Here is a 15,286-nt window from a genome sequence, read left to right as displayed (position 1 = left end):
CCTGTTTTTTTGTGGCCGCGGGACCCACATTTTCAAAAAATTTCAGCCGTACGGATGGCAAAAGGAGCATCTTATGACAAACGCAGAAAAAGCTCTTCAGCTTCACGAAGAATGGAACGGTAAACTGGAAACCAAATGCAAGGCTTCGGTAAACAACGCCGAGGATCTCGCGCTCGCCTACACACCGGGTGTTGCCGAACCATGCAAAGTAATCGCAGAAGACCCTGAGGCGGTGTACCGTTATACCATCAAATCAAACACCGTTGCTGTCATCTCCGATGGTTCCGCAGTTCTCGGACTCGGCAACATCGGTCCCCTTGCCGCAATGCCGGTCATGGAGGGGAAATGTGTCCTTTTTAAAGAATTCGGCGGCGTCAACGCATTCCCGATCTGTCTGGATACGCAGGACACCGAGGAAATCATCGAGACCGTCTGCCGCATTGCTCCGGCTTTCGGCGGCATCAATCTGGAAGACATTTCCGCGCCGCGCTGTTTTGAGATCGAAGAGCGGCTGAAAAAGCTTCTCCCGATTCCGGTTTTCCACGATGACCAGCACGGAACCGCCATTGTCGTTCTGGCCGGCATCATCAATGCGCTGAAGGTTACCGGCAAAAAGAAAGAAGACTGCAAGGTCGTGGTCAATGGTGCGGGAAGCGCCGGAATCGCCATTTCCAAGCTCCTTCTCCGCTACGGTTTCAAGCATCTCACACTGTGCGATAAGGCCGGTATGCTCTGCAAGGGCATGGACGGTCTCAACTGGATGCAGGAGCAGATGGTGGAAGTAACCAACCTCGAGCAGAAGCGCGGCACTCTCGCCGATGCGCTTGTCGGTGCTGATATCTTCGTCGGCGTATCCGCTCCGGGCATTGTCACTCCGGAAATGGTCAAATCCATGAACCACGATTCCATCCTCTTTGCCATGGCAAATCCGGTTCCGGAGATCATGCCGGACCTCGCCAAAGAAGCCGGCGCAAGAATCGTCGGAACAGGGCGCTCCGATTTCCCGAACCAGGTCAACAACGTCCTGATCTTCCCGGGCATTTTCAAGGGCGCGCTCGAGGGAAGAGCTGCCGGCATCACCGAGGAAATGAAGCTCGCTGCCGCAGACCGGATCGCAGCACTTGTCCCGGATGACCAGCTTGACGACACCCATATCCTTCCGCCGGCATTTGCTCCGGGTGTGGCCGACGCGGTCGCGGAAGCAGTCAAAAAATACATCTGATCCACGATAAATTGAAGTTAACGGAGATTTCACCATGATGTCTGAACCGGTTACACTCTATAAGCTGATGGTGCTGTACATGCTGAGCAAGGTCACCTTCCCGCTCACCGGCGCACAGTTTTCGGATTTCTTTCTGACCAGAGAATATACCAACTATTTCTCTCTCCAGAACGCTCTGACAGAGCTTACAGAAGCGGGCCTGATCCGGAAGGAGGAGCTTCACAGCTCCAGCCGCTACGAGATCACGCACGAGGGCGTTCAGGCGCTGGATTTCTTCGGTTCCAAAATCTCCCCGGAGATCATCGAGGACATCGATTCCTTTCTCAGCGAAAACCGTCTCCGCATGAAGGAAGCGGTCGGAACCGTTTCGGAATTCTACCGCGCGGACACGAGGGACTATATGGTCCACTGCGAGATCCGGGAGGGCAAATCCCATCTCATCAATCTCGAGATCGCGGTTCCCGATGAGGAACAGGCCGGGAAAATGAGCAATCACTGGAAAAAACGAAGCCAGGAGATCTACGCCTTCATCATGAAAACCCTGATGAAGGAAGACGACGAACTGTAACGCCGGCGAATCACGGCGGCGTGCGCATCCTTGAGGAGCATTTTTTCCCAAAGGAAATGCGGAGCACTTTCCTGTTAACAAAAAAAGAAGGACACCCGCCGAAACCGGCAGATGTCCTTCTTTTTTGTTTACACGGCCAACTCGCCAATGCCCACGCCCCCGGTGAGATCCTGGCGGCTGCCGCGAAACGCTCGAAACCCGCGAAGCGTATTTCGGCTCGTTTTCATTTAACTTTCTCAATCCGACGACACAATCTCGTCGATCATGTTCCAGACTTCCTCCCGTCCCTGTTTCGTCTCCGAGGAGAACGGGATCACCGGATAGTCATCCACCAGATTGAGCGTCCGGCGGATTGCCGCAAGATGGCTCTGAATCTGACTTCTCTTCAGCTTATCGGCCTTGGTCGCAATAATGACCGGCGTGTAGCCGCGGGTCGTAATCCACTGGAACATCATCTGATCATTTTCACCCGGATCATGCCGGATATCGATGAGGAGAAAGACCGCGCGGAGCTGGCGGGACTGGTGAAGATAGTCTTCGATGAGCTTGCCCCACTGCGCCTTCACTTCCTCGTTTGCTCTCGCATATCCGTAGCCCGGAAGATCCACATAGTAAAATGCGTTGTTGATCTTATAGTAGTTGATGGTCTGCGTCTTTCCCGGTGTTCCGGAGACTCTCGCAAGGGATTTCCGGTTCATCAGGGAGTTGATCAGGGAGGACTTTCCGACATTGGATTTTCCCGCAAAGGCGATCTCCGGCTGAGTATTCTCCGGGAGAACACTGGTAATGCCGCATACTCTCTCTAATTCACAATTCTTGATGATCATTTCTTCGCTCTCTTTCCTGTAACCGTTTCCCGGCTGCCCGAATCCGTCTTCCCGGACGTCTGTTCCGCATTCGCCGTCCCCGGCGTTTTCGTCACCTTTTCCGGCCGTTCCCCGCTCGCCGCGTCCGCCTTCGGCGCGTTCTTCGAGACGTTCGTCTCCTTCGCGGTCTTCGCGGTCTTCGCTGCCTTTTCCGTATCTGCAGCGGCTGTCTTTTTTGCTGTCTTCTTCGCCGTCTTTGACGTTTCAGAAGCCTTCGCGCTCTTCTCCGGAGCTGACGGGCAGAATGCGCGGCGGACTACATCATTCATCTCCTCCACATACAGAATCTCCAGACCGTCCGTGATCTCCTCCGAGAGTTCTTCCACATCCGGCTGGTTGCGGGCCGGCACAAGAACCGTGTGAATGTCCGCCTGTTTCGCCGCAAGGAGTTTCTCCTTCAGACCGCCGATCATGAGCACCTGTCCGCGGAGCGTCACTTCTCCGGTCATGGCAAGATCCGCACGGACTTTTCGCCCGCTGACCGCGGACAGCATGGCGGTGGACATCGTGATTCCCGCAGAAGGGCCGTCCTTCGGCACAGCGCCCTCCGGAATGTGAATGTGGATATCATGCCGGTCGAACCAGTCTTCCGGCACCTGATAATCTGTTGCAACGCTTCTGACCCATGTGAGAGCGATCCGCGCGGATTCCTTCATGACATCGCCCATCTGGCCGGTCAGGATCAGCTGGCCCTTTCCCGGCATGGTGTTGACCTCGATCTGAAGGGTGACACCGCCGACGCTGGTCCATGCAAGTCCGGTCACAATTCCGGCCTGGTCCACGCGGTTCCGGTCTTCTTCCGGATTCCGCTCCGGGCCGAGATATTTCTCCAGATTTTTCTCGGTAACCCGGACTTTCACTTCATCCTTTTCCAGAATCTGTCTTGCCGTCTTGCGGCAGATATCTCCTATCCTCCGCTCCAGATTGCGGACGCCGGCCTCTCTCGTATAATTGTGAATGATCCGGCGAAGCCCTGCCGCCTGTATGGTCAGCTGACTCTTCTTCAGACCGTTTCTCTCCAGCTGCTTCGGAATCAGATAATCCTTTGCGATGTGGTATTTTTCATTCTCCGTGTAACTGCTGACTTCGATGATATCCATACGGTCCAGCAGAGGAAGCGGAATTGTGCTCTTATTGTTTGCGGTCGCAATGAACATGACGTGCGACAGATCGATCGGCATCTCCACGTAGTGATCGCGGAAATGTGAATTCTGCTCGGTGTCGAGTACCTCAAGGAGCGCTGCGCCGGTGTCACCGCGGTAATCGGAAGAGACCTTGTCGATCTCATCGAGCAGCATCAGCGGATTGCTCACCTGTGCCTGATGAAGCGCCTCCACAAGCCGTCCTGGCATCGCCCCGACATATGTCTTCCGGTGTCCGCGGATCTCCGCCTCATCGTGCACACCGCCGAGACTGATGCGGACGTATTTGCGCCCCAGCGCCCGGGCGATAGAACGGGCAATGGATGTCTTACCGGTTCCCGGCGGGCCAACCAGACAGATGATCTGTCCGTTGCCTTCTCCGGTCAGAATGCGTACCGCGAGCGCTTCCAACACGCGGTCCTTCACCTTCTCGAGACCGTAATGATCTTTTTCCAGCACTTCCCGTGCATGTGAGAGGTCAATGTTGTCTTCCGTCCGCTTGTCCCAGGGGAGCTCCAGTACCGTCTCCAGATAGGTCCGGAGAACATTGGTATCCTGACTTCCGATCGGCATATTCTCAAACCGGTTGATTTCCTTGCGGATCTTTTCCTTGATCTCATCGGAGGCAACCAGTTCATCCACCTTTTTCCGCATCTCATCGGCGTCGGTTTCCGGATCGCTGCGCTCTCCGAGCTCCTCCCGGATCTCCGCCAACTGTTCATGAAGAACATATTCTTTCTGATGCTTGTCAATGCGCTCCTGAACTTTCTCCTGGAACGTATGGCGGATCTGATCCGCCTGTGTCTCCATGATCAGGATCTGCATCTCAACCTGGAACACTTCGCTGAGGGTTGCACTCTCCAGAACCGACTGTCTCGCCTCCCAGTTCCACGGAAGCTCCGTCGGAAGTTTTTCCATCAGCACCTCCAGCTTCCGGATCTTGAGAAGCTCATCTACCGTCTCATACACAGTCTCACCCGCGAAGCGGTGAAGTTCCCGGAGCTGGTCCCGCAGCACACGGAACATCGCCGGCTTTGATTCTGCCGGCAGGTCATCGGTAACGTGATCGATCCGCTCGATTTCCGCGCGGAAGCACTTCCCGTCATCGGTCATATTCAGTAATTCCGCGATCGGTCCGCATTCCACCGTCACCCGGGCCAGATTATCCGCCGCCTTCATGTACTGGTGAATATGTGCGATTACACCGCGTGAAAACAGATCGTCCTGCAGCGGGTCCACCGCGTCCTCATCCATCTGGCTGACCAGAAACACATTCCGGTCTTCCGCCATTGCGGCGGCAAGTGCGCTCACAGACTTTTCCGTGACGCAGTCGAAGGTCGATTTCATTCCCGGCAGGAGAGTCAGACCGCGGAGTGCGATCATCGGAATTGTTTTCTTGCTTTTTGCCATTCTATAATCCTCTTTTTATCAAAGGAGGGCTGTAAAACGTCCGCAGACGCGGAAATCTCACACCCCTCTTTACATTCCCACCCTTATGTACCGGCAGGATTTCTATTCACTTTTACGCGCTCTCGACCGGGCTGCCCTTCTTCTTTGCAAAGGACTTTCTGGTTGCGGACGAATCACGGTGTGTGATCGCCGGCTCCGTCTCACCGTTGACACAGGACGCATTGATCGTACAGATGCCGATAGTCGGATCGGACGGAATCTCATACATGATATCGTTCATGATGTTTTCCAGAATCGAGCGGAGTCCTCTCGCGCCGGTCTTCTGATCAACCGCCTTCTTGGCTACGGCCTCTACCGCATCCTCCGTAAACTCAAGTTTTACACCGTCGAGATCAAAGAGTGCCTGATACTGTTTGATCAGTGCATTCTTCGGCTCGGTGAGAATCCGGATCAGGGCCTCGGTCGTCAGTGTGCTGAGTTCCACCGTCACCGGAACACGTCCGATAAACTCCGGAATCAGACCGAATTTGGTCAGATCCTGTGTGGTTACCTGGCGAAACAGGGAATCAAAGTCAAAACTGTTCTTATCCACAAGTTCCGAGTTGAATCCGATGGATCCGGCATTGATTCTTCTCTCAATGATCTTCTCCAGTCCGTCAAAGGCACCGCCGCAGATAAACAGGATATTGGTCGTATCAATCTGAATCAGCTCCTGCTGCGGGTGCTTTCTTCCGCCCTGCGGCGGAACGCTTGCCATGGTTCCCTCAAGAATTTTCAGAAGGGACTGCTGCACGCCCTCACCGGATACATCACGGGTGATGGAGACATTTTCGGACTTCTTGGTGATCTTATCGATCTCATCGATGTATACGATACCGTACTCTGCACGGCTCACATCGTAATTTGCCGCCTGAATCAGCTTCAGCAGGATGTTCTCGACATCTTCGCCGACATATCCGGCCTCCGTCAGTGTGGTCGCGTCTGCGATCGCAAACGGAACATTCAGAATCTTGGCAAGGGTCTGCGCAAGATAGGTTTTGCCGGAACCGGTCGGACCAAGCATGAGAATGTTGCTCTTCTGCAGTTCCACATCCGTCTCCGACTTGGAAGTGATTCTCTTGTAGTGATTGTAGACCGCAACAGAGAGAACTTTCTTTGCCTCATCCTGACCAATGACATACTCGTCCAGGAATTCCTTGATCTCCTTCGGCTTCAGCAGATTGATGCCGGTGAAATCCGGGCGGATATTCTTTTTCTGTTTTCCCTTATAATCTTCCAGCTCTTCCTGGAGGATCTCTCCGCAGAGTTCTACACAGTCATCGCAAATGTATACTCCGTTCGCTCCCGCGATCATTTTTCGCACCTGATCCTGCGTTTTTCCGCAGAAGGAGCATCTGATCTCATTGTCGTTTCTGTTTGGCATCCGCCCACCTCTTATTCTTTCACTCTATCAGTGTTTTTCGATTACACGGTCGATCAGGCCGTATTCTCTGGCCTCTTCGGCGGTCAGATAATTGTCACGCTCCGTGTCGCGGGCAACTTCCTCAACAGATTTGCCGGTATTTGCGGCAAGAATCTCATTCATCTTCTGTCTTGTCTTCAGAATCTGCTCCGCTACGATACGGATCTCGGTCTCCTGACCGCGCGCACCGCCGCTCGGCTGATGGATCATCACTTCTGCGTTCGGAAGCGCATATCTCTTGCCCTTTGCGCCGCCGGCCAGAAGAAATGCACCCATGCTGGCTGCCATACCGAGGCAGATCGTGGATACATCACATTTGATGTACTGCATGGTATCATAGATCGCCATGCCTGCGGTTACGGAACCGCCCGGGCTGTTGATATAGAAGTTGATATCCTTTTCCGGATCCTCTGCTTCCAGGAACAGCATCTGTGCAACAATCAGACTTGCCTGTGCGTCCGTGACTTCACTGTCAAGAAACACGATACGGTCGGCCAGAAGTCTGGAATAAATATCATAGGAACGCTCACCGCGGCTGGTCTGCTCAACGACCATAGGTACTAATGATGCCATTGTCTTCGTCCTTTCTTATAAATCGCGTATATCGCGAATATCCCGAGAGCTGATGCCCCCGGGAATATTTCGACAGTTTTCTTATATTGTTAAATACGAATTACTGAAGATTTGCTGCGCCAACCAGGAAATCGATGGCCTTGGTTCTTGCGAGGCCTTCTACGATCTGCTCCTTCTGGTCCTCGGTCACAAACTTCTTCATCTGCTCAAGCTCGATCTTGTACTGATCTGCCATGTGCTGAACTTCCTTCTCGAAGTCCTCATCAGATACTTCGATGTTCTCTGCCTTTGCAACTGCCTCAAGAACAAGACCTGTTGTGATGTTCTTGACAGCGTTCGGCTTCAGCTGCTCCATCATGGAATCGATGGTCTGGCCGGTGTACTTCAGGTAATCCTGAAGGCTGAGGCCCTGGCTCTGAAGCTGGTTTGCATAATTGTCGATCATGCTTCTGCACTCGGTATCAACCATCGGCTGCGGAAGCTCAACCTTTGCGTTCTCAACAACCTTCTCAACGACCTTGTTCTCGTTCTCGGTCTTTGCGGCTGCAGTCTTGCGCTCCTGAACCTTCTTCTTCAGATCTTCCTTCATCTCTGCCAGAGTGGAGAACTCGGAGTGGTTGTCAGCGAACTCGTCGTTGATCTCCGGAAGCTCCTTCTGCTTTGCGGACTTAACGGTTACGGCAAATACCGCATCCTTGCCTGCAAGATCCTTTGCGTGATAGTCCTCCGGGAACTTCACATTGACATCAAAGGTCTCACCGGTCTTGTGTCCGATGATCTGATCCTCAAATCCCGGGATGAACTGGTTGGAGCCGATGGTCAGCGGATAATCCTCTGCTGTGCCGCCGCTAAATGCGGTACCGTCAACGGTGCCCTTGAAATCGATCACGGTCTGATCGCCGGACTTGATCTCACCGGTAACATCCACAAGACGTGCGCTTCTGTCTGCGATGTTCTTCAGCTCGTTCTCAACATCCTCGTCGGTAACCTGATCGTCAGCCTTCTCTACGGTGATGCCCTTGTACTCGCCGAGCTCAACTTCCGGCTTTACAGCAACGGTTGCCTCATAAACGAAAGTCTTGCCCTCTTCCATCTCAACGATGTTGATCGCCGGTCCGGAAACGATATCCTCTTTGGACTCCTCTACTGCCTGGCGGTAAGAACCGTTCACAACGATCTGTGCAGCCTCCTCATAGAAAGCGCCCTTTCCGTAGATCTTCTCAACCATGGTTCTGGTTGCGTGACCCTTACGGAATCCCGGAACGTTGATATTCTTCTTATTGTGGTTGAACGCCTGGTTCAGCGCTGCCGTAAATTCCTCTGCCGGTACTTCAACGGTCAGCTTAATAATATTCTTTTCGTCTGTCTTCTCTACCTTTACACTCATCAGTGGAGTCCTCCTTGAATTTTTGTACCGCCATTCTTCTTCACGGCGTCACACTACGAATCAACATTATAGCACACGGAATGCGAGTGTTCAAGCGGTTTTGTGCCACTCTTTCCGCTCTCTCCGCGTGTTTTCCGGCATTTTGCGCCCGCGCCTTCATCCGATCCTTTTCTCATAGATCATCCGGTCCTGAACCTCATCCGCCTTCGCCTGTCCGGCAAGAAGTGATGCCACTTCCAGCCCAAAGTCCAGTGCAAAACCGACGGATTTCGCTGTCGTGACATAACCGTCCGTCACAACACCAAGTCCCGTGTATTCCGCTCCGAGAAGTTTTTCTTCATTCGCCGCTCCCGGATAACAGGTGCAGCGTTTTCCCCGGAGCAATCCGAGACGCCCCGGAACCGTGGGCGCGGCACAAATCGCCGCGATTCGCTTCCCGTTCTTCTCCGCGGAGAGCAGTGCATCACAGAGCGCTCTGCATTCCGCGAGATGCTCCGTCCCCGGCTGACCTCCCGGAAGAAGATAACAGTCCGGAGCGGAAAGATCCGCATCCCCGATGCAGGCATCCGCCGTAATCCGGAATCCGTGTGTCCCCGTCACTTCCTTCTTTTCCGAGACGGAAATGAATTTCACCTCAATTCCCGCCCGAACCAGCACATCCGCTGCCGCAAGGCATTCCACCTCTTCAAGACCGTCCGCCAAAAATGCATAAACCAGTGACATCCTCTGCTCTCCTTTCTCATATTCTTTATAATGCTCTTCCCGATGTTCTGTCTGATACCCTGTTTCTCCCGGATGATTCTCTCCTGCCTTTTCCGGTGCTGCTTTTCCTCCGGTCTTCTTCAAACTGCTGCTTTTCTCCGGGCTCATGCCGATCACTTCTTCCCGGTCACCGGATAATCTTTAAAGTATTCATCCATCACTTTCCGCGCGATCGGCGCCGCCACCGATCCTCCGGATCCGCCGTCCTCCGCAATCACACAGACAGCGATTTTCGGATCATCCACCGGTGCAAATCCCACAAACCATGCATGGGAATTGTCCCCGACGCCGGTTTCCGCCGATCCGGTCTTACCCGCTGCCTGATACGGCGCACCGCGGAATGCCGATCCGGTTCCGTCTGTCACAACACTTCTCATGTAAGTTGTCAGGGCTTCCGCCTCCGCCGCACTCATGATCGAACCGGCCGACGCCGGAAGAAATTCCTTCACCGTCTGCCCCGTCGCCGTTTCCACATGATCTGCAAGATACGGCTTCATCATGGTTCCGCCGTTGGCAATCGCCGCCGTCACCATCAGATTGAGGAGCGGTGTCATCTGTGTCTTTCCCTGGCCGATCGCGGTCTGCGCCTTTTCCCACACACCGGAATCGCCCGCCAGCGCAAAGGTATTCCTGCTGTATGTCAGCTCATACGGAATCGATCCGTTAAAGCCGCAGGTCTCCGCCAGTTCACGGAAACGGCTGCTGTCCAGTTTCTCTCCGATACTTGCAAACGCTCCGTTGCAGGAGTTGGCAAAGGCCTGCAGAAGCGTCTGATGTCCGTGTTTTTCTCCGTGATAGCATTTCAGCGTATATCCGTTGGACGTATAGCTTCCGTTGCAGTCAAACGTAAAATTCTGCCAGTCATTCGGGTGTTCCCGGATGTATTCGAGAAGCGTCAGGATCTTAAAGGTTGATCCCGGCGGATACAGTCCCTGCGTCGCACGGTTCACCAGCACCGCCCGGTTCGAATCCGCGGTCAGTTCCGACCACCTTGCGTCAACTTCATTGGCGTTAAAATTCGGTTGGGAAACCATTGTCAGAATGCGGCCCGTATCCGGCTCCATCGCGATCACGGCACCGCGGTATTTGCCCAGCGCATCGCTCGCGACATTCTGAAGTCTTGAATCCATGGTCGTCACCAGCGTGTCGCCCGGATTTTTCTTTCCGCTCAGTTCATTGAACGCCCGCTCCATCAGATTGACATGAGAGGACAGAAGGTAAAAGTTTCCGAGGGATTCCAGCCCCGTTCTTCCGTTCTTGCCCGAATATCCGACCGAATGCGTGTAGAGATACTCGTACGGATAGTAACGCGTGTCCGTCCCGTTCACGTTCTTCGTCTCCGCGAGAACCTGACCGTCGATGCTTTTGATCTCCCCGCGGGTCACGCGGTCCGCAAATGCATCCAGCCTTGCATTGTACGAGCTTCCAATAATCTCCTGACTCGTCACCTGAAGAAAATAGCCGTAGTACCCGATCAGCCCGAGAAACAGAACGCCGAAAAAGCAGGTGACGGTCATAATATTCCTTCCCGCTTCCGACCGCTCACGGTATTTCCGCGCTGCCGCAGACTCCTTCTTTCCGCGGGGATTCCGGAAGTAATCAAAGATCTTCATAGTAGTCCTCCTCATCCGCCGCCGGCATTTCCTTCTTCGCTACGGTCCGCCGGTATCCGTCCTGCGCACCGTTTTCCCTTCCGGTCCGCCGGTTTCCGTCCTGCGCACCGTTTTCTTTTCCGGTCCGCCGGTTCCCATCCTGCGCACCGCTTCCTTTTCCGGTCCGCCGGTTTACCTCCTGCATTCCGCTTCCTCTTCCGGCCCGTTTATCGCTCCGGTACGCTCCGCCGTAGCGGGCCTGCTCATCCATTTCCTCCTCATCCCGCGCCTTCATGATATAGAGGCCCTGAATGACACTGAACATGATGAAGCTTGACAGAATCGAACTTCCGCCGTAGCTCACAAACGGAAGTGTGACACCGGTCGACGGGATGAATTTGGTCACGCCGCCGATCGTGAGGAAAACCTGAGTGATGTAGATCACACCGAGTCCGAGCGCGATCATGCGGTAGAAAACCGCCTCCATCCGCATCGCAAGCTTCATAAACTGCATAAAGCAGCCGACGCAGATCAAAATGATGCAGACGCCGTAGATGCCGCCCAGCTCTTCGGAGATCGCCGCGAAGATGAAATCTTTCTCGACAACTGGGATCTTGTTCGGCATTCCCTGATAAAGGCCCATTCCGAACCATCCGCCGGTTCCGATGGCAAACAGTCCCTGCGCCACCTGATAACCGCTTCCGGAAATATCCGCGAACGGATCTTTCCATGCCTCCACGCGGACGCGGACATGGCGGAACAGGCTGTAGGCGCCGATGGCCGCGAGCGTCCCGCCGCCGAATCCCGATGCGAGGTAAACCCAGTTGGAGGAAGCGACAAACAGCATAAATACATACGCCACAAAGAAAATCAGCGCGCTTCCGAGGTCCTTGGAAAACACCAGGATCAGCACATGGAGCGCCGCCACCGCGCTGGTCTGCAGAATCCCCTCAAAACTGGTCGACCGCTCAAACATCGTCGCCACAAAGAAGACAAAGGTCAGCTTTACAAACTCCGACGGCTGAAAGGAAAATCCGCCCACATTCAGTGACAGCTGAGCGCCGAAACTCGCCGTACCGATTACGCGGACCGCCAGAAGGAGAAGCATTCCGCCGATCGCATAGACCCACGGAATCTTCGCGAGCTGCCAGATGTGCTCGATCATAACCGGAATCACGAGTGTGACGGCGGCTGCCGCCACGACAATCCCAAACTGGCGCATCGACCGCGACACGGAGATCCGGTTCAGCACCACAAAGCTCGTCGCCATCAGCATGCACATGTTGGTCGACAGAAGCCGTGACGACCGGCGATAGATCAGCTTACTCATCAGAAGGTAACCTCCGATGAAAAGTGCCTGCGCCGCGGCAAGCATCAGCGACGACACATTTTCCGTCCGGAGCCACATGACGGTGTCCGCCAGCGTAAGAATCAGGAAAATGCTGATTACCTGATTGCGGACCACATAATCGCGGTCCTCTTCGTATGTATAGGAATAGTATCGAAAATTATAATAGGTGTAGATCGCGATCAGCAGAATGATCAGGAATCTGGCCACCTCCGTCACTACATTAGCCATTACTCCACTCCCCTGCGGAAATGTCCTCTTGTGTAATCCCAGTCTGCCGTCCGGTCCTGTCCCCTCAGGAAGGCATCGCCGTAGGCGCGCAGAATCTTCTCCGCCTCTTCCGGCTTCTCGGTCGTAAAGGTCAGCCGGAGCCAGCGGCACCCGAGCCTTCCGACAGCGGCCCGGTCTCCGAGAAGTGTGACCGGCGCGGCATTGTAAATTGTGTTATAGCAGAACCGGCAATGATTCTTCACCGGGAAGAGCGCATTTTTCCGGTCGCGGATCTCGAGAACGCACGGTTCCTTCGTGCATTTTCCCGTATTCTTCCGAAAGCACTGCGCTGTCACCATCATCGGCACCCGTCCGTAGGCAAAGAGTTCCGCATTCTCAGCACCGCGCTCTGAGAGCTCGTGAAAATTCAGTTCAAGAGGAAGCGTAAACCGCATCGGCGGCATTTCGCCTTTCCGCTGATCCGATCCCGTCCCCGCATCCCGGGCGAATTCCCGGATCTGCGTTTCCGACAGATGATTCATGGTATAGACATTGGCATCCGCCACCACCGGCATGTCCGGGAAATGAACCCGGACATAGGCAAGTTCTTCCAGATTTTTGATCATCAGCGCGTCAAAGCCGGCGTTTGTGAGTTCTTCCCGGTGTTTTTCGAAATACTGTCTCGCCCCGGCACGCCACATATGCGGCAGAATGAGCGCACATTCCTTGTTCGCGGCGTGACAGGCATCCGCATACGGTTTCCAGGTTTTCGCATCGAAACCGGTTGAATCCAGATAGACAACGGAAATGTCGTCCGAGCGGATCACCGTATCCGCAAGAAGCGGCGACTCGATCGCCGCGGTGAGTCTGACTGCGTCATCACTGCATTTTCTCTCCGCCAAAGCATCTTCCGCGTTATCGCTGCATTCCTTCCGCGCCGGAGCGTCTTTCGCCTTCTCCGCAGTTTCTTTCCCGCATTCCGGTCCACAGACCATGGTATCCCCGATTTCCGATATCCGATCCGAAGCGTCCGGGCAGGATTCGCTCTCCGTTCCTTTCCCGCTCCGCATAAAGAACGAATGAATGTTTTCTTCCAGAACGGCGAGCGCTTCCCTCCGTAATTCGTTGAGCTGCTTTACCGGGACAAACACATTTCCTTCCGTCACAATCTCGGTATTGCCGATCACAAACGGCGTGTTCCCCGTCTTTCGTATCTGCTTTTCCAGATCCGCCTCTGAAGTCGGAGCCTTAAGCGCACTCGCACAGACTGCCCCCTCCGCGTATCCGACCGCCGGCGGAAGTTCTCTCCCGGCACCGTCTGTCTCCCGAAGCGTCACCATCAGGGAGATCGGCTCGCCGACCCTCGCGGTGAAGACCGCATCGGCCGTCTCCTTCACCGGAACGCGGAGAAAACGCTCTTCCAGCTCCTTCGTGTACGCCCGGTCTTCCTCGCGGAACTGCGGTTTCTCGTGAAAGACAACCATTTCCGGTCCGTTGTGTCGCCGGTAATATCCGTCGGTCAGGCCGCCCCGGTCAAAGAGTTCCAGAAGTTTTCTCCGGTCTTCCGGATCCACGCGGTATCCCTCTCTTCCGTGCTCCAGCCAGTAGTCCACGTATTTCCGGTAAATGCTGACAACCCCCGCCGTATAGCGCGGGCTCTTCATCCGCCCCTCGATTTTCAGCGAGAATGCGCCGCCCTCGAGTAGATCCGGAAGCACATCCAGCGCGCAGAGATCTTTCATGCTGAGCGGATAGCGCTCGTCCTTTCCGGTGAGATTCCTTTTCCCCTCCAGCACTTCGAACGGAAGCCGGCACGTCTGTGCACACCGGCCGCGGTTGCCGCTTCGCCCGCCGATCATGCTTGAGAACAGGCACTGGCCGGAATAGCAGAAACAGAGCGCGCCGTGCACAAAGCACTCAATCTCCAGTCCCGTTTTCTCATGCAGATCACGGATCTCCGGAAGCGAAATCTCACGGGCCGGCACAATCCGCGTCACCCCGAGTTTTTTCAGTTCCAGCGCCGACTCCGCGCCCGTAACCGACATCTGCGTGCTCGTGTGAATCGGAAGTTCCGGGAAATGTTCCCGGATTGCGCGCAGAACGCCCATGTCCTGCACCAGAACCGCATCCAGACCGGCCTCATAGTACGGACGGAGAAATGCGATCAGATCCTCCATCTCCCGCTCTTTCACCAGCGTATTGACCGTCATATAGAGTTTTCTTCCGTGAAGGTGCACATAGCGGATCGCCCGGATCATCTGATCCTCGTCCGCATTTTCCGCAAAAGCCCTCGCACCGAAGCGGCTTCCGCCCATATAAACAGCGTCAGCTCCGGCAGACACGGCAGCCATAAGGCTGTCCATGGAACCCGCCGGAGCCAGAATCTCAGCTTTCCTGATCATTTTGTTTTCCCTTTTTTACGCGCTTCGTCACCAGTTCTGCCCTGAGCCGGTAGACTTCCTTCTCCAGTTCATCCTTCTGCGCCGCCAGAACGCGGTTGTGCTCGCGCTCCTTAAAATAATCATCGGCCAGATTCAGATTCAGCGTCAGATTCCGGTAATCGTCCGGCAGTCTCGAATATCCTTCCGTCCGCGAAATCTGCTGGATCTTGTCATTCAGATAGGCAGCGACCTGATGGAGGTAGGATTCCTCCTCCAATCCGCCGAGTGTATAAATCTTTCCGCCGATCAGTACATCCACATAATTCTTATTATCCATTCCAGTCTCTCACATTCCGAGAACCG

11 protein-coding genes and 1 pseudogene are annotated in these 15,286 nt (G+C 54.6%); 2 read left to right on the top strand and 10 right to left on the bottom strand.

The features are described 5' to 3' along the window. Nucleotides 1-73: 73 nt before the first annotated feature. Together BR86_RS0104850 and BR86_RS0104845 are read left to right on the top strand one after the other, a co-directional pair. Nucleotides 74-1,222: an NAD(P)-dependent malic enzyme gene (locus BR86_RS0104850; RefSeq protein ID WP_031471866.1), complete on the top strand. Its 1,149-nt coding sequence runs from the start codon at nucleotides 74-76 to the stop codon at nucleotides 1,220-1,222. 34 nt (nucleotides 1,223-1,256) lie between these two features. Next, entirely contained in the window at nucleotides 1,257-1,790 is a 534-nt protein-coding gene (locus BR86_RS0104845) for a DUF4364 family protein (protein WP_031471865.1), read from the top strand. Nucleotides 1,791-2,026: 236 nt separating this feature from the next. Here BR86_RS0104845 and yihA read toward each other — a convergent pair whose 3' ends face one another. The 10 genes and pseudogenes from yihA to BR86_RS0104790 form a co-directional block, all read right to left on the bottom strand. Next, nucleotides 2,027-2,617: a ribosome biogenesis GTP-binding protein YihA/YsxC gene (gene yihA, locus BR86_RS0104840; RefSeq protein WP_031471864.1), complete on the bottom strand. Its 591-nt coding sequence runs from the start codon at nucleotides 2,615-2,617 to the stop codon at nucleotides 2,027-2,029. Then, nucleotides 2,614-5,208, bottom strand: coding sequence for an endopeptidase La (lon, locus tag BR86_RS0104835; protein ID WP_075034408.1), 2,595 nt, complete (start codon nucleotides 5,206-5,208; stop codon nucleotides 2,614-2,616). Before lon ends, yihA begins: the two co-directional genes overlap by 4 nt. A gap of 112 nt (nucleotides 5,209-5,320) precedes the next feature. Beyond that, nucleotides 5,321-6,631, bottom strand: a complete 1,311-nt coding sequence (gene clpX / locus BR86_RS0104830) for an ATP-dependent Clp protease ATP-binding subunit ClpX (protein WP_031471862.1) — start codon at nucleotides 6,629-6,631, stop codon at nucleotides 5,321-5,323. A 27-nt stretch (nucleotides 6,632-6,658) separates the two neighbouring features. Continuing rightward, nucleotides 6,659-7,243 carry an ATP-dependent Clp endopeptidase proteolytic subunit ClpP gene (gene clpP, locus BR86_RS0104825; protein WP_031471861.1) on the bottom strand — a complete coding sequence of 195 codons (585 nt, stop codon included), beginning with the start codon at nucleotides 7,241-7,243 and terminating at the stop codon, nucleotides 6,659-6,661. Between the two features lie 100 nt (nucleotides 7,244-7,343). Continuing rightward, the gene (gene tig, locus BR86_RS0104820) at nucleotides 7,344-8,630 is read right to left on the bottom strand and encodes a trigger factor (RefSeq protein ID WP_031471860.1); all 1,287 of its coding nucleotides are present in this window, start codon (nucleotides 8,628-8,630) and stop codon (nucleotides 7,344-7,346) included. 156 nt (nucleotides 8,631-8,786) lie between these two features. Further along, the gene (locus BR86_RS0104810; protein ID WP_330372089.1) at nucleotides 8,787-9,500 is read right to left on the bottom strand and encodes a DJ-1 family glyoxalase III; all 714 of its coding nucleotides are present in this window, start codon (nucleotides 9,498-9,500) and stop codon (nucleotides 8,787-8,789) included. Between the two features lie 5 nt (nucleotides 9,501-9,505). Next, the gene (locus BR86_RS0104805) at nucleotides 9,506-11,005 is read right to left on the bottom strand and encodes a peptidoglycan D,D-transpeptidase FtsI family protein (protein WP_031471858.1); all 1,500 of its coding nucleotides are present in this window, start codon (nucleotides 11,003-11,005) and stop codon (nucleotides 9,506-9,508) included. Nucleotides 11,006-11,243: 238 nt separating this feature from the next. After that, a pseudogene (locus BR86_RS0104800) lies at nucleotides 11,244-12,563 on the bottom strand (FtsW/RodA/SpoVE family cell cycle protein); the annotation flags it as partial. After that, nucleotides 12,563-14,944, bottom strand: a complete 2,382-nt coding sequence (locus BR86_RS0104795; protein WP_031471856.1) for a U32 family peptidase — start codon at nucleotides 14,942-14,944, stop codon at nucleotides 12,563-12,565. The pseudogene BR86_RS0104800 and the gene BR86_RS0104795, both read right to left, overlap by 1 nt. Beyond that, the gene (locus BR86_RS0104790; RefSeq protein WP_038287788.1) at nucleotides 14,928-15,260 is read right to left on the bottom strand and encodes a cell division protein ZapA; all 333 of its coding nucleotides are present in this window, start codon (nucleotides 15,258-15,260) and stop codon (nucleotides 14,928-14,930) included. Before BR86_RS0104790 ends, BR86_RS0104795 begins: the two co-directional genes overlap by 17 nt. Between the last annotated feature and the right edge of the window lie 26 nt (nucleotides 15,261-15,286).

This window comes from [Clostridium] aminophilum DSM 10710, from assembly GCF_000711825.1.
Lineage (GTDB): Bacteria > Bacillota > Clostridia > Lachnospirales > Lachnospiraceae > Clostridium_R > Clostridium_R aminophilum.
The sequence above is the reverse complement of the archived record's forward strand: the minus strand, read 5'-3'. Positions and strand labels throughout refer to the sequence as shown.

Coding starts and splice junctions, on each gene's coding strand:
- BR86_RS0104850 (WP_031471866.1), top strand. CDS start 74: ATGACAAACGCAGAAAAAGCTCTTCAGCTTCACGAAGAATGGAACGGT.
- BR86_RS0104845 (WP_031471865.1), top strand. CDS start 1,257: ATGATGTCTGAACCGGTTACACTCTATAAGCTGATGGTGCTGTACATG.
- yihA (WP_031471864.1), bottom strand. CDS start 2,617: ATGATCATCAAGAATTGTGAATTAGAGAGAGTATGCGGCATTACCAGT.
- lon (WP_075034408.1), bottom strand. CDS start 5,208: ATGGCAAAAAGCAAGAAAACAATTCCGATGATCGCACTCCGCGGTCTG.
- clpX (WP_031471862.1), bottom strand. CDS start 6,631: ATGCCAAACAGAAACGACAATGAGATCAGATGCTCCTTCTGCGGAAAA.
- clpP (WP_031471861.1), bottom strand. CDS start 7,243: ATGGCATCATTAGTACCTATGGTCGTTGAGCAGACCAGCCGCGGTGAG.
- tig (WP_031471860.1), bottom strand. CDS start 8,630: ATGAGTGTAAAGGTAGAGAAGACAGACGAAAAGAATATTATTAAGCTG.
- BR86_RS0104810 (WP_330372089.1), bottom strand. CDS start 9,500: ATGAGCCCGGAGAAAAGCAGCAGTTTGAAGAAGACCGGAGGAAAAGCA.
- BR86_RS0104805 (WP_031471858.1), bottom strand. CDS start 11,005: ATGAAGATCTTTGATTACTTCCGGAATCCCCGCGGAAAGAAGGAGTCT.
- BR86_RS0104795 (WP_031471856.1), bottom strand. CDS start 14,944: ATGATCAGGAAAGCTGAGATTCTGGCTCCGGCGGGTTCCATGGACAGC.
- BR86_RS0104790 (WP_038287788.1), bottom strand. CDS start 15,260: ATGGATAATAAGAATTATGTGGATGTACTGATCGGCGGAAAGATTTAT.